At 63.5% G+C, this 22,225-nt stretch carries 18 protein-coding genes and 1 tRNA gene; 14 read left to right on the forward strand and 5 right to left on the reverse strand.

Annotated elements, in window-relative coordinates; genetic code table 11:
• Positions 1-10 precede the first annotated feature (10 nt).
• A tRNA-Val gene (locus BM075_RS03985) sits at positions 11-86 on the reverse strand.
• Between the two features lie 460 nt (positions 87-546).
• On the opposite strand from BM075_RS03985, the gene BM075_RS03990 reads away from it, so the two are divergent.
• The 4 genes from BM075_RS03990 (at position 547) to BM075_RS04005 (ending at position 7,132) form a co-directional block, all read left to right on the forward strand.
• Complete coding sequence (locus BM075_RS03990) at positions 547-2,700, forward strand: GumC family protein (protein ID WP_177208236.1); 2,154 nt, start codon at positions 547-549, stop codon at positions 2,698-2,700.
• A 270-nt stretch (positions 2,701-2,970) separates the two neighbouring features.
• Positions 2,971-5,109, forward strand: a complete 2,139-nt coding sequence (locus BM075_RS03995) for a YjbH domain-containing protein (RefSeq protein ID WP_177208237.1) — start codon at positions 2,971-2,973, stop codon at positions 5,107-5,109.
• Positions 5,106-5,768 carry a YjbF family lipoprotein gene (locus BM075_RS04000; RefSeq protein WP_093359344.1) on the forward strand — a complete coding sequence of 221 codons (663 nt, stop codon included), beginning with the start codon at positions 5,106-5,108 and terminating at the stop codon, positions 5,766-5,768. Before BM075_RS03995 ends, BM075_RS04000 begins: the two co-directional genes overlap by 4 nt.
• The gene (locus BM075_RS04005; RefSeq protein WP_093359345.1) at positions 5,765-7,132 is read left to right on the forward strand and encodes a polysaccharide biosynthesis/export family protein; all 1,368 of its coding nucleotides are present in this window, start codon (positions 5,765-5,767) and stop codon (positions 7,130-7,132) included. The genes BM075_RS04000 and BM075_RS04005 overlap by 4 nt, the downstream gene beginning before the upstream one ends.
• 48 nt (positions 7,133-7,180) lie before the next feature.
• On the opposite strand, the gene choV is transcribed toward BM075_RS04005, so the two are convergent.
• The 3 genes from choV to BM075_RS04020 all read right to left on the reverse strand — a co-directional run bounded on the left by choV (position 7,181) and on the right by BM075_RS04020 (position 10,031).
• Positions 7,181-8,206 (reverse strand): choline ABC transporter ATP-binding protein, encoded by a 1,026-nt coding sequence (gene choV, locus BM075_RS04010; RefSeq protein WP_093359346.1) that lies wholly within the window; start codon positions 8,204-8,206, stop codon positions 7,181-7,183.
• Entirely contained in the window at positions 8,203-9,039 is an 837-nt protein-coding gene (gene choW / locus BM075_RS04015; RefSeq protein WP_093359347.1) for a choline ABC transporter permease subunit, read from the reverse strand. Before choW ends, choV begins: the two co-directional genes overlap by 4 nt.
• 68 nt (positions 9,040-9,107) lie before the next feature.
• Positions 9,108-10,031 carry a choline ABC transporter substrate-binding protein gene (locus tag BM075_RS04020; protein WP_093359348.1) on the reverse strand — a complete coding sequence of 308 codons (924 nt, stop codon included), beginning with the start codon at positions 10,029-10,031 and terminating at the stop codon, positions 9,108-9,110.
• Between the two features lie 124 nt (positions 10,032-10,155).
• Between BM075_RS04020 and betI the strand changes: the two genes are divergently transcribed.
• The 7 genes from betI to fcl all read left to right on the forward strand — a co-directional run bounded on the left by betI (position 10,156) and on the right by fcl (position 17,646).
• The gene (gene betI, locus BM075_RS04025) at positions 10,156-10,776 is read left to right on the forward strand and encodes a transcriptional regulator BetI (RefSeq protein ID WP_245758733.1); all 621 of its coding nucleotides are present in this window, start codon (positions 10,156-10,158) and stop codon (positions 10,774-10,776) included.
• On the forward strand, positions 10,773-12,233 hold the full coding sequence (betB, locus tag BM075_RS04030) for a betaine-aldehyde dehydrogenase (protein WP_093359350.1): 1,461 nt from the start codon (positions 10,773-10,775) through the stop codon (positions 12,231-12,233). The genes betI and betB overlap by 4 nt, the downstream gene beginning before the upstream one ends.
• Positions 12,233-13,891, forward strand: a complete 1,659-nt coding sequence (gene betA / locus BM075_RS04035) for a choline dehydrogenase (protein WP_093359351.1) — start codon at positions 12,233-12,235, stop codon at positions 13,889-13,891. The genes betB and betA overlap by 1 nt, the downstream gene beginning before the upstream one ends.
• 201 nt (positions 13,892-14,092) lie before the next feature.
• On the forward strand, positions 14,093-14,626 hold the full coding sequence (nusG, locus tag BM075_RS04040; protein WP_093359352.1) for a transcription termination/antitermination protein NusG: 534 nt from the start codon (positions 14,093-14,095) through the stop codon (positions 14,624-14,626).
• Between the two features lie 170 nt (positions 14,627-14,796).
• Entirely contained in the window at positions 14,797-15,558 is a 762-nt protein-coding gene (locus tag BM075_RS04045) for a glycosyltransferase family 2 protein (protein ID WP_093359353.1), read from the forward strand.
• Positions 15,555-16,676, forward strand: coding sequence for a GDP-mannose 4,6-dehydratase (gene gmd, locus BM075_RS04050; protein WP_093359354.1), 1,122 nt, complete (start codon positions 15,555-15,557; stop codon positions 16,674-16,676). Before BM075_RS04045 ends, gmd begins: the two co-directional genes overlap by 4 nt.
• 7 nt (positions 16,677-16,683) lie before the next feature.
• Positions 16,684-17,646, forward strand: a complete 963-nt coding sequence (fcl, locus tag BM075_RS04055) for a GDP-L-fucose synthase (protein WP_093359355.1) — start codon at positions 16,684-16,686, stop codon at positions 17,644-17,646.
• 71 nt (positions 17,647-17,717) lie between these two features.
• On the opposite strand, the gene BM075_RS04060 is transcribed toward fcl, so the two are convergent.
• Positions 17,718-18,458 (reverse strand): YebC/PmpR family DNA-binding transcriptional regulator, encoded by a 741-nt coding sequence (locus BM075_RS04060; protein WP_093359356.1) that lies wholly within the window; start codon positions 18,456-18,458, stop codon positions 17,718-17,720.
• Between the two features lie 198 nt (positions 18,459-18,656).
• Between BM075_RS04060 and BM075_RS04065 the strand changes: the two genes are divergently transcribed.
• The 3 genes from BM075_RS04065 to BM075_RS04075 form a co-directional block, all read left to right on the forward strand.
• On the forward strand, positions 18,657-20,099 hold the full coding sequence (locus tag BM075_RS04065) for a DUF2252 domain-containing protein (RefSeq protein ID WP_093359357.1): 1,443 nt from the start codon (positions 18,657-18,659) through the stop codon (positions 20,097-20,099).
• A 206-nt stretch (positions 20,100-20,305) separates the two neighbouring features.
• Positions 20,306-21,460, forward strand: a complete 1,155-nt coding sequence (locus tag BM075_RS04070) for a family 16 glycosylhydrolase (RefSeq protein WP_093359358.1) — start codon at positions 20,306-20,308, stop codon at positions 21,458-21,460.
• A 319-nt stretch (positions 21,461-21,779) separates the two neighbouring features.
• Positions 21,780-22,225 (forward strand): family 16 glycosylhydrolase (locus BM075_RS04075; RefSeq protein WP_143089903.1); only part of this gene is annotated, 446 nt, incomplete at its 3' end.

Here is a 22,225-nt window from a genome sequence, read left to right on the forward strand (position 1 = left end):
CGATGCGGTCTGGTGGGTGATGAGAGACTCGAACTCCCGACATCTTCGGTGTAAACGAAGCGCTCTACCAACTGAGCTAATCACCCGCCGTCCGGCCTGATACCGCGTCCGCCGGGGCCAAGGCAAGACCGTTCGAGCCCACAGTCTTTGCACGGCCCGTGCGGAAGGCAGTACGATTGAATTCCGTGCCGTTTTCCGAGGCGCGCATTGGCGGCGCCCAAGCAAAACATTGCCCATGCCAACTGCCATGTTGGTTCCCTCGGGACCCCGTGCTATCACAGAGGTGGATTGGGTAATGGTTCCCAATCGCCTTGTAGGCGTAGGCTTTTTACTTGTGGATTTGCTTTTTGAATGACAACCGGAGTGACATCGTCTGTTGCTGCGCGCGCGACTTTTTAGATTGGCCGATGAGCCGGTCTCAGCGCCCCGTGCAGCACGATGGATGGGAAAGCGCTCCGCACCAAATCGGACCGGGGCAACCGGCATAGATCATTGGGGCCACGGCATGCGTTGGCCGCCCGAGCGAGCAAAGAAAGAGACGCGACGTTGAACACCAATTCGCTGATCTCCAAAGACAGGCTGACCTCCGTCCTCCCGAAAGGGTCCGACGAGGACGAGATCGACATTTCCAATCTTCTCTACTCTCTGTGGCGTGGGAAGTGGATCATTCTGGCGTGCGGGCTCATCGCGACGATGCTGGGCGCCTACCATGCCTTCAACAACACGCGCCCGGTTTATACGGCCTCGGCGCTGGTCGCTTTGAACACCCGCGAGGAAAAAGCGGTGTCCAATCTGGAGAGCGTCGTTTCGGGCCTGTCCACCGACTGGATGTCCATCAATACGGAGTTGGAAATCCTCAAATCCCGGACAATCGGCGCGCGCCTCGTCGACCGGCTGAACCTTGACGAGGACCCGCGGTTCAACTCCAGTCTGAGGGCACCGGCCGATCCCGGACTGAGATCCACCTTGCGCGAGAGCCTGATGTGGATCGTGGGCGCCGAACCCGTGGAGCGTGTCGAAAGGGATCCGCAGAGCATTCGCGACGACGTTATCACGAAGGCCCTCAGCCCCCTGAGCGTTTCGAACGACGGCGACAGCTACGTCTTCAAGATCGCCGCCACGACCGGCTCGCCGGCCTTGTCGGCGCAACTGGCCAACACGCTGGCGCAGCTCTACATCGAGGACCAGCTTCAGCTGAAATTCGACGCCACCAAGCAAGCCGCGAACTGGCTGTCCGACCGTGTCGCGGAGTTGCGGGCGCAACTGGAAGCCTCGGAGCAGAAAGCCAAGGAATTCGACTCGTCGATCGAACTGGTTAGCGACGAGGGCCTCGCGGCGGTCAACCGGCAACTCAAAGACATGCGCGAGCGCTATGACGCGTCAAAGCTGACCGCGGAGCGACTGGATGACCGGGTCCGTGAACTCGAGGCCGCCTTTGCGTCAGGTGACCGCGAGGCCCTGATTGGCATCGCGAACGACACCACCCTGCGCCGGCTGGCCGGCACGATTACGGACAGTCGGTCCGATGCCTTCGATGCACGCGTCGAGCAATTGGTCGCCCGGGCGCGGACGGAGGCCGATCGCGCGCGATCCCAAAGCGCGACGCTCGCAGCGAGCGTCGAGGAGCTTGAGGCGCAGGTGGAGCAGCAGTCATCGGACCTCGTGACGCTTCAGCAACTGCAACGCGAAACCGAAGCCAACCGGCTGATCTACGAAAGCTTCCTGGTCCGGCTGCGGGAGATCACCGTGCAGCAGGGCATTCAGCAGGCCGACGCCCGTATCCTGTCCGAAGCCGTCATTCCGAAGTTTCCAAGCGCTCCCAAGAAATCCCGCATCGTGATGATGTCGCTCATCCTTGGCGTGGCCCTGGGCGCGGCGCTGGTCCTCCTGAGAGAGATGCGGCGGCAAGGTTTCCGCACGGCGCGCGAACTCGAAGACCGAACCGGCGTGCCGGTTCTGGGCCAGATCGCCACGATGCCGATACGGCAGCGTGGCAAGCTGGTCCCCTACATTCTGGAAAACCCGACCTCCGTCACCGCGGAAGCGACGCGAAACCTTCGGACCTCGCTCCAGTTGAGCAACGTCGACCAGCCTCCACAGGTCATCCTGTCGACCTCCAGCCTTCCCGGCGAAGGCAAGTCGACGACCTCCATCATGCTTGCCCACCAGATCGCCGCACTGGGCAACCGCGTGCTCGTGCTCGAGGGCGACCTGCGCCGCCCGGTCATGGACCAGTACTTCGACATCAATCGGCACCAGCCGGGCGTCTCCGCGGTGCTGATCGGAGAAACGCCATGGAACGAGGCAGTGGTTTACGACGAGAAGTTGGGGATCGACATATTGAACGGCGACCGCCCTAAGGCCAGCGCGGCGGACCTGTTCTCCTCGGAGAAATTCAGGGCCCTGCTTTCTGAACTTCGGCAGTCCTACGACTATATCATCATCGACTCTCCGCCGGCACTCGTCGTCCCGGATTCCCGGGTCATTGCCCCGTTGGTGGATGCGATCCTGTTCTCCGTCAGGTGGAACAGGACCACCCGCACCCAGGTGGCTGAGGGGCTGGCCGTCTTCGGCAGCATCGGCATCCGGGTGACGGGCCTCGTGCTCACGAACGTCAATCAAAAAGCCATGCGCCGGTACGGGTACGACAAGGCCTACGGCGGCTATGGCTATGGCTCGAACGCGTACTACCGTAAGTAGTGCTGCAGGCCCCCCACGACGCCAAGATCTGTTGCCGTTGCGCCACGTGACACACTGCCGATCCGTCGCTATAAGGAAATTAACGGGCGAATAACGCCCAACCAAAAAACGAGCAGGCACATATGTGGGGCGGGCAGACTTCCACATCTTCATGCGCACCAATGCGTGATCGCGGCGGCGTGGGCCGGTCGGGCAGAAGCGCACGACCGTCTTGCAGTACCATGCGCAGCGCGGGGCATGGCTCGGAGACTGTGGAAAAGAGACAGGCCGATGCTTAGATGGCGAAACGCGTTTCTCCTCGGGACGACAGCAGTTTGCACGTCCATCCTCCTTTTCCAGTACCCCACCGCCACCGAAGCTGAAATCGTCGAGCGCCCCACCCTGTCCTTCTACGGCACGCCGGGCCTCATCGACATGCCGACTGCGACGATGCAGCCCGACGGGCAGTTCTCCGCGACGGCCTCCTTTCGGAAAGACGCCTGGCGCAGTGCGTTGACCTTCCAGATGACGCCCCGGCTGTCGACGACCTTTCAATATTCGTACACCGAAGATCTGCTTGACCCGGCAATTACCGATGAAAACCCGGACCATTATGACCGGGCGTTCAGTTTCTCCTATCGGTTTCTGAACGAGGGGAAGTACACCCCGGCGATGGCGGTCGGGATCACGGATATCGCGGGCACCGGATTCTTCGCCAACGAATACATCGTCGCGACGAAGCACGTGCATCCTGCGCTTGCCCTGTCCGCCGGCATCGGCTGGGGGCGCCTTGGCAGCGCCAACAGCTCGACGCGGACCAGCGACATGGATATTGCGAGCTCCACGAGTTCATTCAATATCGATGACTGGTTCACCGGGCCGGCCGCGTATTTCGGCGGGCTGAACTGGCGCATCAATGACAAGTGGACGTTCGCTGCTGAGTATTCCTCCGACAACTACGATCTGGAAAGCCAGAATGCCGGCTTCGAGAGGGATAGCCCGTTCAATTTCGGGTTGAAGTACCGGACGTCGCCCTGGTTCGACCTCGCGTTCTACTCCCTTTACGGATCGGAATTCGGCATCCAGGGCACCGTCACCCTAAACCCCAAATCCCCGCCATTCCCCGGTGGCCGCGAGGAGGCCCCCCCACCCGTTTCGGTTCGCGGTGGCAACACGGTGAACCTCGCGGCTTGGGGCCTGCCCAGCCACCAGTTGCAGGGGGCGCCGGTCGAACGGCTTCAGGCCGCCGTCGAGAAAGGGTTCGATGACCAGGGACTGGAACTGGTCTCGCTGGACATAGACGGCAGCACCGCGTGGGTGAAGCTGCGCAATCCGCGCTACGACGCCTCGCCACAGGCAATCGGGCGGGCTTCGCGCGTACTGGCGGCCATCCTGCCCGACCAGGTGGAGACCTTCCGGCTCACCCTTATCAACGCCGAGACCCCCACCGCGACCATCAGCATTCGACGGTCCGATCTGGAAGAGTTGGAGTTCAACCCGGACCGGGACTGGAAGAGCTACGTCCGGGCATCTGTCGACGACGCCTACAGCGCGCTCAGCTTCGGAAACTACGCGCCACCGGCGTATCCGAACACAAATATCCGCCTGAAACCCTATTTCGCGCCGGTGCTGTTCGACCCCGACGACCCGTTCCGCTGGTACGCAGGTGCCGAACTCGAGGCGGGATATACCCCGTCGCCCGGGCTGATCCTGTCCACCAGCTATCGACTGAAGCTGGCCGGGAACCGGGACGAGTCCACCCGGCTATCGGACTCCGTGTTGCCCCACGTGCGTTCCGACCTGCCGCTCTACGACAAGGACGGCGCTTCCCACATCCGGCACCTGACGGCGGAGTACTTCTACCGCCCCGGCCCCGATCTCTACGGCCGGGTGACCGCCGGCTACCTGGAGCGGATGTTCGGCGGCGTCTCCGGAGAAGTCCTCTGGAAGCCGGTCGACAGCCCGATCGCCTACAGCGCCGAACTCAACTACGTGCAGCAGCGCGACTTCGAGGGCGGCTTCGGATTTCAGGACTACGACGTCACGATGGGGCATGCATCCGTCTACTATGAGATCGGCAACGGCTATTACGGGCAGGTCGATGCCGGCCGCTATCTTGCGGGCGACTGGGGCAGCACCGTCACCTTCAGCCGCGATTTCGCGAACGGCTGGCGTTTCGGCGCCTTCGCCACACTCACCGATGTTTCCTCGGAGGACTTCGGCGAGGGGTCTTTCGACAAGGGCATCTTCGTCAATATTCCGCTTTCGTGGCTGTCAGGCGAGCCATCTCGCAACGGCTTTGCAACGACCATCCGCCCAGTGACGCGGGACGGCGGGGCGCAACTTCAGGTTCGCAACCGCCTCTACGACGTCGTGAAGAACGACCAGGAACCCACCCTGCGCCGCCGCTGGGGGAATTTCTGGCGATGAAACACGTCCTCGCCGTGCCGGCCATTGTTGGCATTATTGCAACGGCCGGCTGCGATCTCACGGCCGCGGGATCTCTGCTGGGGCCGGGAGGAGTAAACAATAGCGCGGTGGGTGGTCAAACGGGCGCAGAACAGACGTCCGATACGCTCACCGTCTTTTTTGAGGCTAGCGGCAGCGGCGCCCTGCTATCGCGGGCAAAAGCCACGGGTAACGGGACAGTGTGGACATCGGAAGACCTGGCAAGCCTGACCGAGAGGGACGGCATCGTCGTCGGCACGCAAGGGCTGAACACGGATCTCGTTTCCATCGAGACGCCGTCACCCGCGACGTGGGACACCCTGACCCCGCCCCGGGCCGTTACGGCCATCCACCGGCATTTCTCGGATTCGGTAGGACCTTGGATGCGCGCGTACGTCTGCGCCGTGTCGCCGACGCGCTCCGTGTCGCTCCCCGTTGGCGACAATATCGAAACGGTGTGGGAGACAAACCTCTCCTGCCGTAACGCCGATCAGTCCTACGAGGACACGTATTGGCGGGATCAGACCGGCAAGGTCGTCCTCGCCCGCCAGTGGCTGGGCGAGCAGCTCGGCTACGTCAACCTTCAGTATCCGTGGCACGGGAACACGCGACAGGCAGCAGACCCGGGAGATGAGCAATGAGACGATTTCTGATCGCAGCCTCCGCAGCGACACTGCTCGCGCTCGCCGGGTGCGGCGTGATCTACACCAGCCCCAGCGTACGGGAGGGCAATGTCGACGGGGCCAAGGTTCGCGTGGTTCCGATGACGGCCGAAACGGTCATCGCGGCGAACCAGTCTCCCTTCCGTCCGGCCAGTCTACCCGCCGCCTTCGGGCAGACTGCGGGCACCCCTGGCGCGATGCGAGGTATGGGGGCGATCCCCGAGCCGGTGGTGTCTCCCGAGACCCGCCCGGCGGCCATGGAAACCCGCGTGCCACCGGAGGCGCCGGGCGGTCCGTACCGGATCGGCATCGGCGACGTGCTGGTGTTAGCCACTCGGTCCGCATCCAACTCCGTCGAGGAACTGTCTGGCCTGTTGGCCGCGCAGAACCGGCGGCAAGGCTATGTCGTGCAAGACGACGGCGCCATTTCGATCCCGGACGTCGGACGTATCCGCGTCGCGGGCGAAACCCTCGACGAAGCGAATGAAATGGTCTTCCAGGCCCTCGTCGAGAACCAGATCGACCCGGCGTTCAGCCTCGAGGTCGCGGAGTTCAACTCGCAACGGGTGTCGATCGGCGGTGCGGTGTCGAACCCGACCGTGATCCCGATCGACCTGCGCCCCCTCTACCTGGACGAGGCGCTTGTCCACGCGGGCGGGGTCGCAGCCACCGATATCGACTACGTGACCATTCGCATCTACCGGGACGGCACGCTGTACCAGGTTCCGCTGAAGGAGCTCTATTCCTCTCGCAACCTTCAACGCATCCGCCTCGTCGATGGCGACAGCATCTTCGTCGACACGGCATTCGAACTGGATCGTGCGCAGGCGTACTTTACTCAACAGCTAACCCTGTACAACGTCCGCAACACGGCGCGCAGCAACGCTATCCAGGAACTGAACAACGAGATCGCCCTCCGCCGCGGCATCATTGAAGAGCAGCGTGGAAACTTCCGCAGCCGACTGGAACTCGATGCCGTGGACCGCGACTACGTCTATCTCGCTGGCGAAGTCCGCAAACAGTCCCGTTTCCCCTTGCCCTTCGAGCAGCGCGCCGTTCTGGCCGATGCGATGTACGAAGAAGGGGGCATCCCGACGATCAACGGCAACGTCGGCCAGATCTACGTCATTCGCGGCGAGAGCGACCCGCGGGAATTCGCGGGCGTCACCGCGTGGCATCTGGATGCCAGGAACGCCGCCTCGCTCATATTGGCGACCCGCTTCGAGCTGCGTCCCAACGACATCATCTTTGTGGCCGAGCAGCCGGTGACAAGTTGGAACCGCGCTCTGACCCAGATCAGCCCTGGCGTCTTCAACTCGACGATCAGCAGCCTCGCGCAATAGGGTTGCCGACCGCGGGTCCCGGCCACCCGGGACCCGAGCCTGCCTGGCCTAGCTTCGCGGATCCAACACGCCGCGCATGACGGACTGCCCCGTCACCTGCCCGACGGCCTTCCCGTCTTCCACCACGCGCAGCGCGCCCTCGCCGTCAAGAAGAGCCTGCATCACGTCCCGGACCCGGGCCGTGGCGGGGATGTCCGGCCCTTGCGCCTCCCCGAGTGGCTCCATGACGTCCCGCGCCCGAAGCACGCCGAGCGGGTTCATGTGCATGACGAAGTCGGCGACGTAATCGCTGGCCGGCGCGGAGAAGATCTCCTGCGGGGTACCGCACTGGACGATCCGCCCGCCCTCCATGATCGCGATCCGGTTGCCGATCTTGAACGCCTCGTCCAGATCGTGGCTGACAAAGATGATCGTGCGGTGCAGGCTCTCCTGCAACTCCAGCAACTCGTCCTGCAACCGATTGCGAATCAGCGGATCGAGCGCAGAGAACGGCTCGTCCATCAGCAGGATTGGCGCGTCGGTGGCGAAGGCGCGCGCCAGGCCGACACGCTGCTGCATCCCGCCCGACAGCTCGCTCACCTTGTTGTCGGCCCAACTCTGAAGGCCCACAAGCCGCAGTTGCTCTTCGACCTTCGCCGCCCGCTCGGCGCGCGGCATCCCGCCGAGCTCCAACCCAAGGCCCACGTTCTCCCGCACCGACCGCCAAGGGAGCAGGCCGAACTGCTGGAACACCATCGACACGCATTCCAGCCGCAAGCGGCGCAAGTCTTTTGGCGAGCAGTCCGGCAGCGTCACCGACCAGTCGCCGTCATAGATGCTGACCGACCCGCGCACGATCGGGTTCAGCCCGTTGACCGCCCGGAGCAACGTCGACTTGCCGGAGCCGGAGAGCCCCATCAGCACCAGGATCTCCCCCTGCTCCACCTCCAGCGAGCAATCGTGCACACCCAGCACCTGATCGGTCTCGGCCACGATTTCGGGGCGCGATTTGCCCGCGTCCATCAGCGGCAGCGCCGTCTCCGGCTTGTCGCCGAACACGACGGACACCTTGTCGAAACGAACCGCGACGCTCATTTCCGCCCTCCCACGCTCAGCAGCCGGTCGAGCATGATGGCGACCACCACGATCACGAAGCCGGATTCGAAGCCGAGCGACGTGTTCACCTGGTTGAGCGCACGAACCACAGGCACGCCGAGCCCGTCCGCCCCGACGAGGGCGGCGATCACCACCATCGATAGCGACAGCATGATCGTCTGATTCAGCCCGGCCATGATCTGCGGATAGGCATAGGGCAGTTCCACCCGGTAGAGTGTCTGCCGCCGCGTGGCGCCAAAGGCACGCGCTGCCTCCAACAGCGGCTGCGGCGTGCGGGACACCCCAAGATGGGTCAGGCGAATCGGCGCGGGCACAACGAAGACTACGGTGGCGATCAGTCCGGGCACCATGCCGATGCCGAAGAACACGATGGCCGGGATCAGATAGACGAAGGTCGGCAGCGTCTGCATCAGGTCCAGAACCGGGCGGAGGTAGGTGTAGAACCGCGGGTGATGCGCGGCGAAGATGCCGATGGGCACCCCGATCGCCATGCAGACGACACAGGCGGACAAGACAAGCGTCAGGCTCTCCGTGGTCTCCTCCCAATAGCCTTGGTTGAGAATGAACAGGAAGCCCAACGCGACAAAGAGGCAGGTCTTCCAGCTTCTCTGAAGGACCCAGGCCAGCGCGACGAAGGCCAGGACGATCACCAGCGGATTGGGGGTCTGCAGCAGCCACAGGATGCCGTCGATCATCGCTTCCATGATGCTGGCGAGGCCGTCGAAGAACCACTCGCCATGCCCTTGCAGCCAGTCGAATACGCTTTCCGCCACGTCTCCGACCGGGATCTTGTTGTCAGTCAGCCAGTCCATGTCGCTCCTTCGGCCAAGGCGGATGTGACGCGGCCCCGGCACGTCCTGCCGGGACCGTCATTTGCCCCCTACTTGCCAAGGGCGGCGTCAACGGCGGCTTTCGCATCGCTGCCGTCCAACGTCGTGACACCATCCAGCCACGCGGCATAGGTGTCCGGGTGATCTGCCAGCCAGGCAGAGGCCGCCTCGACCGGTTCCGCGCCATCGTCAAGAATGGCCCCCATGATCTCGTTCTCCATCTCGAGCGAGAACACAAGGTTGTTCAGCAGTTTTCCCACATTCGGGCATTCCTCGACGTATCCGGCACGGGTGTTGGTGTGCACGGTCGCGCCACCGAGATTGGGGCCGAAGAAATCATCGCCGCCGGTCAGGTAGGTCATCTCGAAGTTCGCGTTCATCGGATGCGGCTCCCAGCCGAGGAAGACGATCGGCTCTTCCCGCTTGGTGGCCCGCGCCACCTGCGCCAGCATCCCCTGTTCGGAGCTTTCCTTCACCTCGAACTCGCCCAAGCCGAAGGCGTCGCCGTCGATCATCGACTGGATCAGCCTGTTGCCGTCGTTGCCGGGTTCGATGCCGTAGATCTCGCCGTCCAGATGCTCCGCGTGGGTCGCGATATCGGCGAAATCCCCGATGCCGAGGTCAGCGCCCGCCTTGTTCGTGGCCAGCGTGTACTTGGCCCCGGACAGGTTCTCGCGCACCGTATCAACGGTTCCCGCCTCCCGGTAGGGTGCGATATCGCCCTCCATCGTCGGCATCCAGTTGCCCAGGAACACGTCGATGTCGCCCGCGGCCATGGACGTATAGGTCACCGGAACGGAGAGGACCTTGATGTCCGTGTCGTAGCCTAGGGCCTCCAACACGAAGGTCGTGGCGGCGGTGGTGGCGGTGATGTCGGTCCAGCCGACGTCGGAGAAGGTCACTGAATCGCACTCGGCGTTCGCCATCGTACCTGCCGAAAGCGCCAGCGCGGCGAGGAAGGAAATTCTATGCATGTGCGGTTATCCCTGTCGTTTGGTTGCTCGTTGTTGATTGACGGGTCAATTAAAAACATTCACACCAGACCCGAAGTTGCACCCCCAAGTTTGGAGCCTCGCTCGGACAATGCCAAGGACCGGAATGGAACCAATCCGGCGAACTGCGCTGGTGGAGGCGACGATCCACGAGATCGGCGTCTCCGGAACGCTTGACGTGCCCGTCAGCAAGATCGCCCGCCGCGCCGGCGTCTCCTCGGCGCTGGCGCACCACTACTTCGGCAACAAGGAGCAGCTGTTCCTCGACGCGATGCGCCATATGCTCACGCTTTACGCAAAGGAAGTACGGCGCGGACTGTCGGAAGTGGAAGGCCCGCGCGCCCGGCTGGAGGCTGTCGTGGCCGCGGGCTTCCGCCCTTTCAACTTCCAGCGAGAAGCCATTGCCGCCTGGCTGAACTTCTACGTTCTGGCGCAGACGTCCGTCGGCGCGCAGCGGTTGCTCAACATCTATCACCGGCGGCTCCATTCGACCCTGGTGCATGACCTCCGCCCATTGGTCGGGGACGAAGCGCCCCGGATCGCCCGCCTGGTCGCCGCGTTGATCGATGGGCTGTACCTTCGCCACGCACTCTTGGGGGACCTCACCACCGGGGAAGAAGCGACGTGGGAGGTGATGCACGCACTCGACGTCGCCCTCGCCGCCAGCACCCGGGAACAGGTCGCCGCGCCCACACCCGCCGACATCCCGGACGGAGACCTGCAATGACCGTCGACCCGACCCCGACCGCAAGCCACTTCATCGACGGCGCCTACGTCGAAGACCAAGACGGCGCGCCGATCGACATCGTTTATTCGGCCACCGGCGAAACGCTCGGACGGGTCCATTCGGCCACACCCGCCATCGTCGAGCGCGCCCTGGCAAGTGCATCTGCGGCGCAGGCGGCTTGGGCTGCGATGACGGGTATGGAGCGCGGCCGGATTCTGCGGCGCGCGGCGGACATTATCCGCGACCGCAATCGCGACCTGTCGATCCTGGAGACCTACGACACCGGCAAGCCCTTGCAGGAAACGCTTGTGGCCGACGCGACCTCTGGTGCCGATGCTCTGGAGTACTTCGGCGGAATGGCGGCCACCCTCACCGGCGAGTACATCCCCCAGCCAAATGGCGATTTCGCCTACACGATCCGCCAGCCGCTCGGCCTGTGTGTGGGAATCGGGGCGTGGAACTATCCCACGCAAATCGCCTGCTGGAAGGCCGCCCCTGCCCTCGCCTGCGGCAACACGATGGTCTTCAAGCCCTCCGAGACCACACCGCTCTGCGCCCTCAAGGTTGCGGAGATCCTGACGGAAGCCGGCGCCCCGCCCGGCGTCTTCAACGTGGTGCAGGGGCGCGGAGACGTCGGCGCTTCGCTCGTGGATGACGCGCGGGTGGCCAAGGTCTCCTTGACCGGCTCGGTGCCGACGGGCCGCAAGATCTATGCCGCAGCGGCCGCCGGCATGAAGCATGTGACGATGGAACTGGGCGGCAAGTCCCCCCTCATCGTCTTCGACGACGCGGATCTGGATAACGCGGTGAGCGGTGCGATCCTCGGCAATTTCTATTCCACGGGTCAGGTCTGTTCCAACGGCACGCGTGTCTTCGTGCAGACGGGCATCAAGCAGCGCTTCCTCGACCGACTCTGCGAGCGCCTCTCCCACGCCCGCATCGGCGATCCGCTGGACGAGAGCACCAGCTTTGGCCCGATGGCCTCGGAGCGGCAGTTGGACATCGTGCAGGAGTACATCCGGACGGGCCTGGAGGAAGGCGCCCGCCTTGCCTATGGCGGCAAGCGCCTGAACCGGCCGGGGTTCTACATCGAGCCGACGGTGTTTGCCGACGTGACGGACGACATGACCATCGCCCGCGAGGAGATCTTCGGGCCGGTGCTGTCGCTGCTGGACTTCGAGGACGAGGAGGAGGTGCTCGAACGGGCCAATGCGACCGAGTTCGGCCTCGCCGGTGGCGTTTTCACCAACGACCTGACCCGCGCCCACCGCGTGGTGGCGCGGCTGGAGGCCGGCACCTGCTACATCAACACCTACAACCTCGCCCCGGTTGAGGCGCCCTTCGGAGGCGTCAAGGCGTCAGGCGTCGGGCGCGAGAACTCCAAGGAAGCCATCGCCCACTACAGCGAGGTCAAGACCGTCCACGTCGCAATGAACGGGGTGGAGGCTCCCTTCTGATGCAGGCCGACTACATCATCGTTGGTGCGGGCTCCGCGGGGTGTGCCATCGCCTACCGGCTGGCTGAGGCCGGGCGGACGGTTCTGGTGATCGAGCATGGCGGCAGCGACCGCGGGCCCTTCATCCAGATGCCCGGCGCGCTCTCCTATCCGATGAACATGGGGATTTACGACTGGGGCTTCAAAACGGAGCCGGAACCGCATCTCGGTGGCCGTCGGCTGGCCACGCCGCGCGGCAAGGTGATCGGCGGGTCGTCTTCCATCAACGGCATGGTCTATGTCCGCGGCCATGCCTGCGACTTCGACCATTGGGCGGAGAGCGGCGCGGACGGGTGGGCCTTCGCCGACGTGCTGCCTTACTTCAAGCGGATGGAAACCTGGCATGACGGCGGTCACGGCGGCGACGGGAGCTGGCGCGGCACGGACGGACCACTTCACGTCACGCGGGGGGAGCGGCAGAACCCGCTCTTCGCCGCCTTCGTGGACGCGGGCCGGCAGGCGGGCTACGAGCTGACCGACGACTACAACGGCGCGAAGCAGGAAGGTTTCGGGCCGATGGAGCAGACGGTCTGGCAGGGCCGAAGATGGTCCACGGCCAACGCCTACCTGCGCCCGGCCCTCAAGGGTCCCAACTGTACCCTACTGCGCGCCTTCGTTCGCAAGGTGGTCATCGAGGATGGCCGCGCCATCGGCGTCGAAATCGAACGTGGCGGGCGCGTCAGCACCGTCCGGGCGGAGCGCGAGGTTATCGTGGCGGCGTCCGCCATCAACTCCCCCAAACTGCTCATGCTATCGGGCATCGGTCCGGCGGCGCACCTCGCCGAGCACGGGATCGACGTCATCGCCGACCGTCCGGGCGTGGGGCAGAATCTGCAGGATCATCTTGAGATCTACATGCAGATCGCTTCGAAACTGCCGATCACGCTCTACAAGTACTGGAATCTGTTCGGTAAGGGGCTGGTCGGCGCGCGCTGGCTGCTGACCGGCAAGGGCCCCGGCGCGTCGAACCAGTTCGAGAGCGCAGGCTTCATCCGCTCGGCCGCCGGGGTGCGCTATCCCGACATCCAGTTCCATTTCCTGCCCATCGCCGTCCGTTACGACGGGCGCGCGGCCCCGGACGGCCACGGTTTTCAGGCCCACACCGGCCCGATGCGCAGCCCGTCCCGGGGGGCGGTCACGTTGCGGTCAGCCGATCCGAAGGCCGCACCGTCGATCCTTTTCAACTACATGGCCCACGAGCAGGATTGGCAGGATTTCCGAACTTGCATCCGCCTGACACGCGAGATCTTCGCCCAGGAGGCGTTCGAACCTTTCGCGAAACACGAGATCCAGCCCGGCCCGGACGTGCAGACAGACGACGAGGTCGACGGTTTCGTGCGCGAGCATGTGGAGAGCGCCTATCATCCCTGTGGAACCTGTCGCATGGGGCGGCGCGAAGATCCGCAGGCCGTGGTGGACCCGGAATGCCGGGTGATCGGGGTCGAAGGCCTGCGTGTCGCCGACAGTTCCATCTTCCCGCGTATCACGAACGGCAACCTGAACGCGCCCTCGATCATGGTGGGCGAAAAGGCGGCGGACCACATTCTGGGCCTTGCGCCTCTCCCGCGCGAGAACAATGCGCCGTGGATCAGTCCACGGTGGCGGGTCGCGCAGCGGTAAGCAGCGGTCCACAGGCAGAACGCCCCCGACCATCCGCGCATCGAATACCCTCAGGGCGAGATTCCGCACATCGGTCCCCGCAAGGGAAATCGATGTGTTGTTTTTCGGCGGCCTTCTGCCCATCCTGTCGCCAACGAGATCGGCCCGAGCCGGCGATGTTGTCATTGAAGCAGATTCCTTAACCCGCGAGCAGATCCTCCCATGCCCACTCAAGCTATACCTATTCGCGAGTCCGACCATGATTGGTACGTTGCACAGCTGAAACCCAACGGTCTGGCACGTGCACTCACCAATCTGCACCGGCAACAGGTCTCCACCTTCGTGCCTCGACACCGCGAAACGATCCGCCGCGCAAACCGGCTCGTGACGCGCGAAGCCCCGCTTTTTCCCGGGTATCTCTTCGTTCGGGCGGAGAGCGACGGCGTCTGGCGCAAGATCAACAACACCCACGGCGTTGCCCGCCTCGTCATGCGCCGCCCCGACACCCCCCAGCCGGTCCCTCAAGGGATCATCCGCGCGCTCATGGACGCCACCGACAGCGATGGCACCGTCCGCCATGCCGCGGAGTTCGCGGAAGGGGATATGGTGCGGATCAAATCCGGGCCGATGGTGGATTTCGTGGGCCGGGTCGCATCGCTGCCGGATCAGCAGCGGGTCTTCGTGTTGCTCGAAATCATGGGCCACAGCGTGCGCACCGAGGTCCCGCGGCAGGCCATACGCCGCATGAGCGGGTGATCTGGGGCTGAGGCCGGCAACCGGCGAGTGGTGTGCGGCAATCACATGCCGTAAAAACATGCCATGGCCCGTGTGCCGATGAGCCCGAACCGGGGTAAACGATATAGGGAGCGGCAAATTTCGCCCGAGACCCCGCCGATTTCACTTACGGATACGTTGCGCAGCGCCCCATGAAGTTCTCCATCATCACCGCCACGTTCAACCGCGAGTCCACGGTGGCCGACGCCATCGCGAGCCTCCAGTCCCAGACCTACGGGGACTTCGAACATCTCGTTCAGGATGGCGCCTCCCGCGATGCCACGATGGACGTGGTCCGGGCGACGGCGGACGGCCGGACACGGGCCGTCTCCGAACCGGACGCGGGGATCTACGATGCCTTGAACAAGGCGATAGACCGCGCCACCGGCGATGCCGTCGGCCTGCTGCACTCCGACGATATGTACGCCAGCGACAAGGTTCTCGAATGGGTCGCGGCAGCCTTCGCGGACCCAGACGTCGATGCCGTCTACGGCGATCTGCACTACGTCCAGAAGAACAACCCCGGCAAGGTCGTGCGGAACTGGAAGGCGGGCGCATTCACCCCCGACCGGCTCCGCGCCGGATGGATGCCGCCGCACCCGACCCTCTTCCTGCGCCGCAGCGTGCTGGAACGGCTTGGCGCCTATGACACCAGCTTCACGATCGCGGCGGATTACGACGCAGTCATTCGGTATTTTGCCGAACCTGGCTTCACCGCCGTCTACGTCCCGGAGGTGTTCGTGAAGATGCGCGCCGGCGGCGAGAGCAACCGCTCGCTGGAGAGCATCGTCCGGAAAAGCCGCGAGGACTATCGCGCGCTGCGACGGAACGGCGTCGGCGGGCTCGGGGTGCTCGCCCGCAAGAACATCAGCAAATTGGAACAGTTCGTGGTGAAGGATTTCCCCAGGGCATGACAAAGCGCGCATTGATCACCGGCATCACCGGGCAGGACGGCTCTTACCTCGCGGAATTCCTGCTGGAGAAGGGCTACGAGGTTCACGGGATCAAGCGGCGGGCCTCGCTGTTCAACACTCAGCGGATTGACCACATCTACCAGGACCCGCACACGCCCGACCCCCGTCTGCAATTGCACTACGGGGACCTCAGCGATACGTCCAACCTGACCCGCATCCTTCGCGAGGTGGAGCCCGACGAGGTCTACAACCTCGGTGCGCAAAGCCATGTCGCCGTGAGCTTCGAGGCCCCGGAGTACACCGCGGATGTCGACGGCATCGGCACCCTGCGCCTTCTGGAAGGCATCCGGTTCCTGGGGCTGGAGACGCGGACCCGTTTCTACCAGGCCTCCACCTCGGAACTTTATGGGCTTGTTCAGGAGACCCCGCAAACGGAAACCACGCCGTTCCACCCGCGGTCCCCCTATGCCGTGGCCAAGCTCTATTCCTACTGGATCACGGTGAACTATCGCGAAGCCTACGGGATGTATGCCTGCAACGGCATCCTCTTCAACCACGAGAGCCCCCGCCGCGGCGAGACCTTTGTCACGCGCAAGATCACGCGCGGGCTCGCCAACGTGGCACAGGGTTTGGAGAAATGCCTGTTCATGGGCAACATCGATGCGCTGCGGGACTGGGGGCACGCGAAGGACTACGTCCGGATGCAATGGATGATGCTGCAGCAGGACGCGCCGGAGGATTTCGTCATCGCGACCGGCGTGCAATATTCCGTGCGGGACTTCATCCTGTGGGCGGCGGACGAACTCGGGATCGAACTCGAATTCACCGGCGTCGGAGTCGAGGAGGTCGGGCGGGTGGTCGCCGTGCGCAGCGACATGGCCCCGGCGGTCAAGGCGGGCGACGTGATTGTGCGCATCGATCCTCGCTATTTCCGGCCGGCCGAGGTGGAAACGTTGCTCGGCAACCCGACCAAGGCAAAGGAAAAGCTGGGTTGGGAGCCGCAGATCACCGCGCAGCAGATGTGCGCCGAAATGGCAGCGGAGGACCTGAAGATCGCCCGCCGCCACGCGCTGCTCAAGTCGCACGGCATGGACCTTCCCGTGTCGCTCGAGAAGTGAGGCTGCAATGAAGACATACATCGCCGGGCACCGCGGCATGGTCGGCTCCGCGATCCTCCGCCGCATGGAAGCGGCGTCGGGGCCCGACGATCGGATCGCTACTCGCACGCACGCGGAGCTGGATCTGACGGATCAAGCTGCTGTCCGGGATTTCCTGCAGACGGAAAAGCCCGATCAGGTGATCCTCGCTGCGGCGAAGGTTGGCGGCATTCACGCCAACAACAGCTACCCTGCCGAGTTCATCTACGAGAACCTGATGATGGAGGCCAATGTCGTCCATCAATCATATGCCGCAGGGGTGCGGAAACTGCTCTTCCTCGGCAGTTCCTGCATCTATCCGAAGCTGGCGCCGCAGCCGATGCCGGAAGACGCGCTGCTGACCGGCCCGCTGGAGCCGACCAACGAGCCTTATGCAATCGCCAAGATTACCGGCATCAAGCTTTGTGAGAGTTACAACCGGCAGTACGGCACCGATTATCGCAGCGTGATGCCCACGAACCTCTACGGGCCCGGCGACAACTTCCACCCGGAGAACAGCCACGTCCTGCCGGCGCTGATGCGGCGGTTCCACGAAGCGGTCGAAAGCGGCACACCGGAGGTCACGATCTGGGGCACCGGCACGCCGCGCCGCGAATTCCTGCATGTGGACGACATGGCCGAAGCCTCGCTGTTCGTCCTCGATCTCGACCGTGAGACCTACGACGCGAACACCGAACCAATGCTGTCCCACATCAACGTCGGTACGGGAACGGACGTCAGTATCCTGGACCTGGCCCGAATGGTCGCCGAGGTGACGGGATATACGGGACGGATCGAGACGGACCCCAGCAAACCGGACGGAACGCCGCGCAAGCTCATGGACGTCTCGCGCCTCGCTGCGATGGGCTGGGAGGCCCGCATTTCCCTCCGCGAGGGTGTCGAAGAGACTTACCGCTGGTTTTTGGACAACGTAGCGGCGCTCAGGGCCTGAGATAGCCGATTACTCGCCGTTCACCGACGGCGGAAAACGCACCTGCCCCGTCCGGGCAGGCGCATTGTGCGTCAGAGTTGCGCGGCGATTTCGTCGCTAACCTCGATATTCGCCGTCACGCGCTGGACGTCGTCATCGTCCTCCAGCACCTCGATCAGGCGCATCAGCTTCTGCGCGGTCTCGAGATCAAGCTCGGTCGTGGTCGTCGGCTTCCAGACGAGTTTCGTCGAATCGGATTCCCCAAGCACGCCCTCGAGCGCCGAGGAGACATCGTTCAGGTCCGTATCGGCGCAGTAAATGATGTGCTCGTTCTCGTCGGACTCCACATCCTCCGCGCCGGCCTCGATCGCCGCTTCCATCACCGCGTCCTCGTCGCCGACGGACGCCGGGTAGGTGATCTCTCCCTTGCGCTCGAACATGAAACCGACCGACCCGGTCTCGCCGAGGTTGCCGCCGTGCTTGGAAAAGGTCGAGCGCACGGTGGACGCGGTGCGGTTCCGGTTGTCGGTCATCGCCTCGACAATGACGGCGACGCCGCCGGGGCCGTAGCCCTCGTAGCGGATTTCTTCGTAATCGTCGCCGTCGCCCGCCTGGGACTTCTTGATTGCGCGGTCGATCACGTCCTTCGGCACGGAGTTCGACTTGGCTTCCTTCACCGCGAGCCGCAGGCGGGGGTTCTTGTCGGGGTCCGGGTCGCCCATTTTTGCGGCGACAGTGATTTCCTTGGACAGTTTGGAAAACAGTTTGGATCGGGCGGCGTCCTGGCGCCCCTTTCGGTGCTGGATGTTCGCCCATTTTGAATGGCCGGCCATGGGTCTTCTCCGTTCGGGTCAAGACTGTGTTTGATTGCCGCGTCCATAGCCCAAAGGTCGCCCCGGGGGCAATCCCACCGCCCGCCTTGGCAGACGCGGCGGCCAACGCCGGCCGAGGGAGGCACAGGCCTCCCCCGCCTGCCCCGGAACAAGTGCGCCGCGCCGGGGGTTCGCCCTGAAGACAGCGAGGAACACTTCATGGCTCAGAAGCGCAAGAGCACGACCAAAACGGCTCCGAAGAAGAAGACTGCGACCCGCACGTCGAAGGAGATTAAGCCATCTCGCAAGGCCGGCGGCCGCATCGATCGGTTCCGCGCTCTGAGCGAACGGATTACCGCGGGAGAGCAGCTTTTTCCGCCGGTCCTGCTGACCGGACAGGCACGCCGAGAGCACGTGCGGGCCACGCTGCGGGAAGATCACGCCAACCGGATCGAGCAACGGTCCTACGGCGCGCGAAAGAAGTTCGACCAGTTGGCCGGCGATTTCTACAAGTTCTTCCGCGGCACCGCGCTGCTCTTCTATCGCGACATGGTGGGCGAAGACGCCGAGATGCCGACCGTAATGACCCTAGGCGACGTTCACCCGGGCAACTTCGGTGTGATGCCCGACGAACATGGCGCGCCAATATTCGGGGTGAACGATTTTGACGAAGCCATCTACGCGCCCTTCACGTGGGATATCAAACGCGGGGCCACCGGCTTCTGGATTGCGGGCCGTGAATTGGGCGGGCTGAAGCGGAAGAAGCGCCGCAAGGTCGTCAAGAGGTTCGTTCGCGGCTATCTCGACGCGATGGAAGCCTACGCAGAGCGGGCGACCGAGCGCAGCGACGACTATCGGATGGACAATTCTCCCAAGGTAATCCGCCGCCTCTTCGAGGAGGCGTGGGAGGAACGGCAAGACTGGCTGTGGGAGGACTACCTCAAACCCAACGGTCGCGGTTTTCGTCCCGACAGCGAGTTGCAGCCGCTGACCGGCGAAAAGGACAAGTTCCAGAAAGCCGTCGATGCGCTTGCCGAGCGCAACGGGCTGGATCCGGCGGAACGGACCGGCACCCTGACGGTGAAGGACGTGTGCGTTCGTCATGGCCAGGGAACGGCCTCCTTAGGGCTGCCGCGGTTCTATGTGTTGCTGGAAGGGCCGTCGAAGGACGCGACGGACGATCTGGTCATAGAATTCAAGCGGGCTCGCAGTTCCGCACTCGAAGGGCTTGTTCCAACAACGGATTTCAACGCCGGCGACAAGGCGGATCGGATTTCCCACGCGCAGTCCGTCCAGCTTGCCCATGGCGATGTCTTCTTCGGAGCGGTGGAGATCGACGGCGAGAGCTTCCTCACCCGGGAACGCGCTCCGTTCCGGGATGACATCGACCTGGACGAGTTGAGCGCCGGGACGTGGAAGGAGTATGCCGAGGTCTGCGGCGCCGCACTCGCACAGGCTCACGCCCTGTCGGACGAATTGGGCCAGATCGACTACGACGTGGAACCCTCTATCGTTGCCGCCGCGAGCCCGCGGGCCCTGTTCATTTCCGACATCGTTTCCTTCGCCGAAGAGGCCGCGCTCCGCTTGGAAAGGGATCACGCCGCCTTCCGGAAGGATCATGCCCTGGGGGCGTTCGACAACGTGGAAATGGTCTATCGCTGACCGCGCCCACGACGCCATAGCCTGCTCCACGGCGGGCGGGGCCGCAGCCGCAAGCAGGCTCGCGGCCCCCTCATTGTCAGTCCATTGCGTACATTTTCCGCCGGTTGCGGGGACTGTTCACAAAAGATGTTGTGTGCCTGCCAGACTTCTGTAACGGATCTTCCAACAAGCGCAGGGAACGTGCGCAAGATCAGAGGACCGAGCAGATGAGCTTCAGGGACAGGTTCGATACACTCGACCTACGGAAATGGTATGTCGCCGATTTCTCCATGGCCAACGAGCGCAAGCTCACGGCCTGGGAAGACGACTACGTGACCAACGTGAACGGCAAACTCGAGCTGAGCTTCACGGCGACCCCGACGTGGGGCAGACCGCACTACAAGCCGTATACCGGCGCAGAGGTCCAGTCCCAGGACTTCTACGGCTACGGCTATTACGAAGTGAAGATGAAGGTCTCGCCGGAATCCGGCGTGGTGTCCTCGTTCTTCCTGTTCACAGATACCTTCTGGGGGGCCGATCGCCAGAACGAGATCGACTTCGAATTTCTCGGCGGCGGCGTCGTTCAACTGAACTACTACTACGGTGACCGGAACCTGAGCAGCGTAGACGGTCGGGTGCAGATCGACATGGGTGCCGATGCCACGGATTCCATGCACACCTACGGTATCGATTGGAAAAAGAACGGGATCGCCTGGTACATTGACGGGATAAAGGTGCATGAGGTGACGACTCGCACCTCCCCCGTTCCCATCCCTGACCAGAAGATGAAAATCATCATGAACGTTTGGTCAGGAAGTGCAGTCGGCTGGCACGGGGAACTGAGCGACGAAATGCTCTCCGGCAAGGAAACGACAACCTACTACAGTCGCGTCAGCTACGATTCGGACGGCGCTCCCTACGGCAACCAGGTCGCGATGAGCGCCCCCAAGACGCTGCCGACGTTCGACACCCTCGGCACGCGGGCGGACGACGTCCTGAAGGGTCACGGCCGGGCGGACAGCATCAACGGTCGTCGTGGCGACGATTTTGTGGCCGGACGGGGGGGGCGGGACGTGCTCTCCGGCGGCAAGGGGAGTGACATCGTCAAGGGCGGTGGCGGAGACGACACGCTCGTTTTCGTTGAAACGAGAAACCGCCGGGCGGACGATGTCTACGTCGGGTCTTCCGGAATAGACACACTGGAGATCTACTGTTCCTTCGACAAGATCAGCGACAGCAAGCTGCTCGACGAGGTGGACGACCTGCGGGCATTCATCCGCGCGCATCACGATGTGGACCGGAACGGCGGACCGACATTCGAGTTCGACAGCATCGGGCTGAGCGTTCGGTCAATCGAGGACGTCGAAGTCATCCTTTTCTAAGACGTCCGTCGCAGCCGGCCCCGCGTCACCCGCGGTCATCCCGGCCTGCGACTCATCAAACTTTTCCTTGACGAGGCGACAAAGCGCTCTAGCAAATACCGACTAGCCTGCCGTCGTCCAGTAGGCTTTCGCGTCGCATTTTCTGCGCAAGCAACAAAGCGCTGATAGGTTCCTGCCTCCGCAGGCACCTTCGCGCTCACTTTTCCATGTTTTGCTCGATGCCATTCCCCTTCTCGGCGGCCTGACGGACAACTTCCGTCATGCATGCGGCCCATGGTGGGGGCGGCCAAGAACTCTAATGAAACGCGGGAAAGAGCAGATGAGCTTCACCGACACCTTCGATACGTATGACACATCCTTCTGGTACACGGCCGATTTCTCGATCGCGAACAAATGGCAGTGGACGGCCTGGGAGGCCGATTATGTGCGCGAGCACGGCGGCGAGATCTCCCTGAGCTTCGACACCACCGTCTCCACAGACAAGAAACACGTGAAGCCCTATACAGGTTCCGAAATTCAGTCGCGCGATTATTTCGGCTACGGCTACTACGAGGTGGACATGAAGGCCTCCGGCGAATCCGGGGTGGTGTCGTCCTTCTTCCTCTTCAACAACACCTTCTGGAGCGCCGATCACCACAACGAGATCGACTTCGAGTTCCTCGGCGGTGACACCACGGTCGTCAACATCAACTACTACTACGACGACATGCGGATGGGCGCGGAGAACGGCCCCGTCCAGATCGATCTGGGCTACGACGCGGCCGA

This window comes from Tropicimonas isoalkanivorans (assembly GCF_900112335.1).
Taxonomy (GTDB): Bacteria; Pseudomonadota; Alphaproteobacteria; order Rhodobacterales; family Rhodobacteraceae; genus Tropicimonas; species Tropicimonas isoalkanivorans.

What these genes read in the sequence shown, in the direction of transcription:
- BM075_RS03995 (WP_177208237.1), top strand. Translation starts at nt 2,971, where the DNA reads ATGCTTAGATGGCGAAACGCGTTTCTCCTCGGGACGACAGCAGTTTGC.
- BM075_RS04000 (WP_093359344.1), top strand. Translation starts at nt 5,106, where the DNA reads ATGAAACACGTCCTCGCCGTGCCGGCCATTGTTGGCATTATTGCAACG.
- BM075_RS04005 (WP_093359345.1), top strand. Translation starts at nt 5,765, where the DNA reads ATGAGACGATTTCTGATCGCAGCCTCCGCAGCGACACTGCTCGCGCTC.
- choV (WP_093359346.1), bottom strand. Translation starts at nt 8,206, where the DNA reads ATGAGCGTCGCGGTTCGTTTCGACAAGGTGTCCGTCGTGTTCGGCGAC.
- choW (WP_093359347.1), bottom strand. Translation starts at nt 9,039, where the DNA reads ATGGACTGGCTGACTGACAACAAGATCCCGGTCGGAGACGTGGCGGAA.
- BM075_RS04020 (WP_093359348.1), bottom strand. Translation starts at nt 10,031, where the DNA reads ATGCATAGAATTTCCTTCCTCGCCGCGCTGGCGCTTTCGGCAGGTACG.
- betI (WP_245758733.1), top strand. Translation starts at nt 10,156, where the DNA reads ATGGAACCAATCCGGCGAACTGCGCTGGTGGAGGCGACGATCCACGAG.
- betB (WP_093359350.1), top strand. Translation starts at nt 10,773, where the DNA reads ATGACCGTCGACCCGACCCCGACCGCAAGCCACTTCATCGACGGCGCC.
- betA (WP_093359351.1), top strand. Translation starts at nt 12,233, where the DNA reads ATGCAGGCCGACTACATCATCGTTGGTGCGGGCTCCGCGGGGTGTGCC.
- nusG (WP_093359352.1), top strand. Translation starts at nt 14,093, where the DNA reads ATGCCCACTCAAGCTATACCTATTCGCGAGTCCGACCATGATTGGTAC.
- BM075_RS04045 (WP_093359353.1), top strand. Translation starts at nt 14,797, where the DNA reads ATGAAGTTCTCCATCATCACCGCCACGTTCAACCGCGAGTCCACGGTG.
- gmd (WP_093359354.1), top strand. Translation starts at nt 15,555, where the DNA reads ATGACAAAGCGCGCATTGATCACCGGCATCACCGGGCAGGACGGCTCT.
- fcl (WP_093359355.1), top strand. Translation starts at nt 16,684, where the DNA reads ATGAAGACATACATCGCCGGGCACCGCGGCATGGTCGGCTCCGCGATC.
- BM075_RS04060 (WP_093359356.1), bottom strand. Translation starts at nt 18,458, where the DNA reads ATGGCCGGCCATTCAAAATGGGCGAACATCCAGCACCGAAAGGGGCGC.
- BM075_RS04065 (WP_093359357.1), top strand. Translation starts at nt 18,657, where the DNA reads ATGGCTCAGAAGCGCAAGAGCACGACCAAAACGGCTCCGAAGAAGAAG.
- BM075_RS04070 (WP_093359358.1), top strand. Translation starts at nt 20,306, where the DNA reads ATGAGCTTCAGGGACAGGTTCGATACACTCGACCTACGGAAATGGTAT.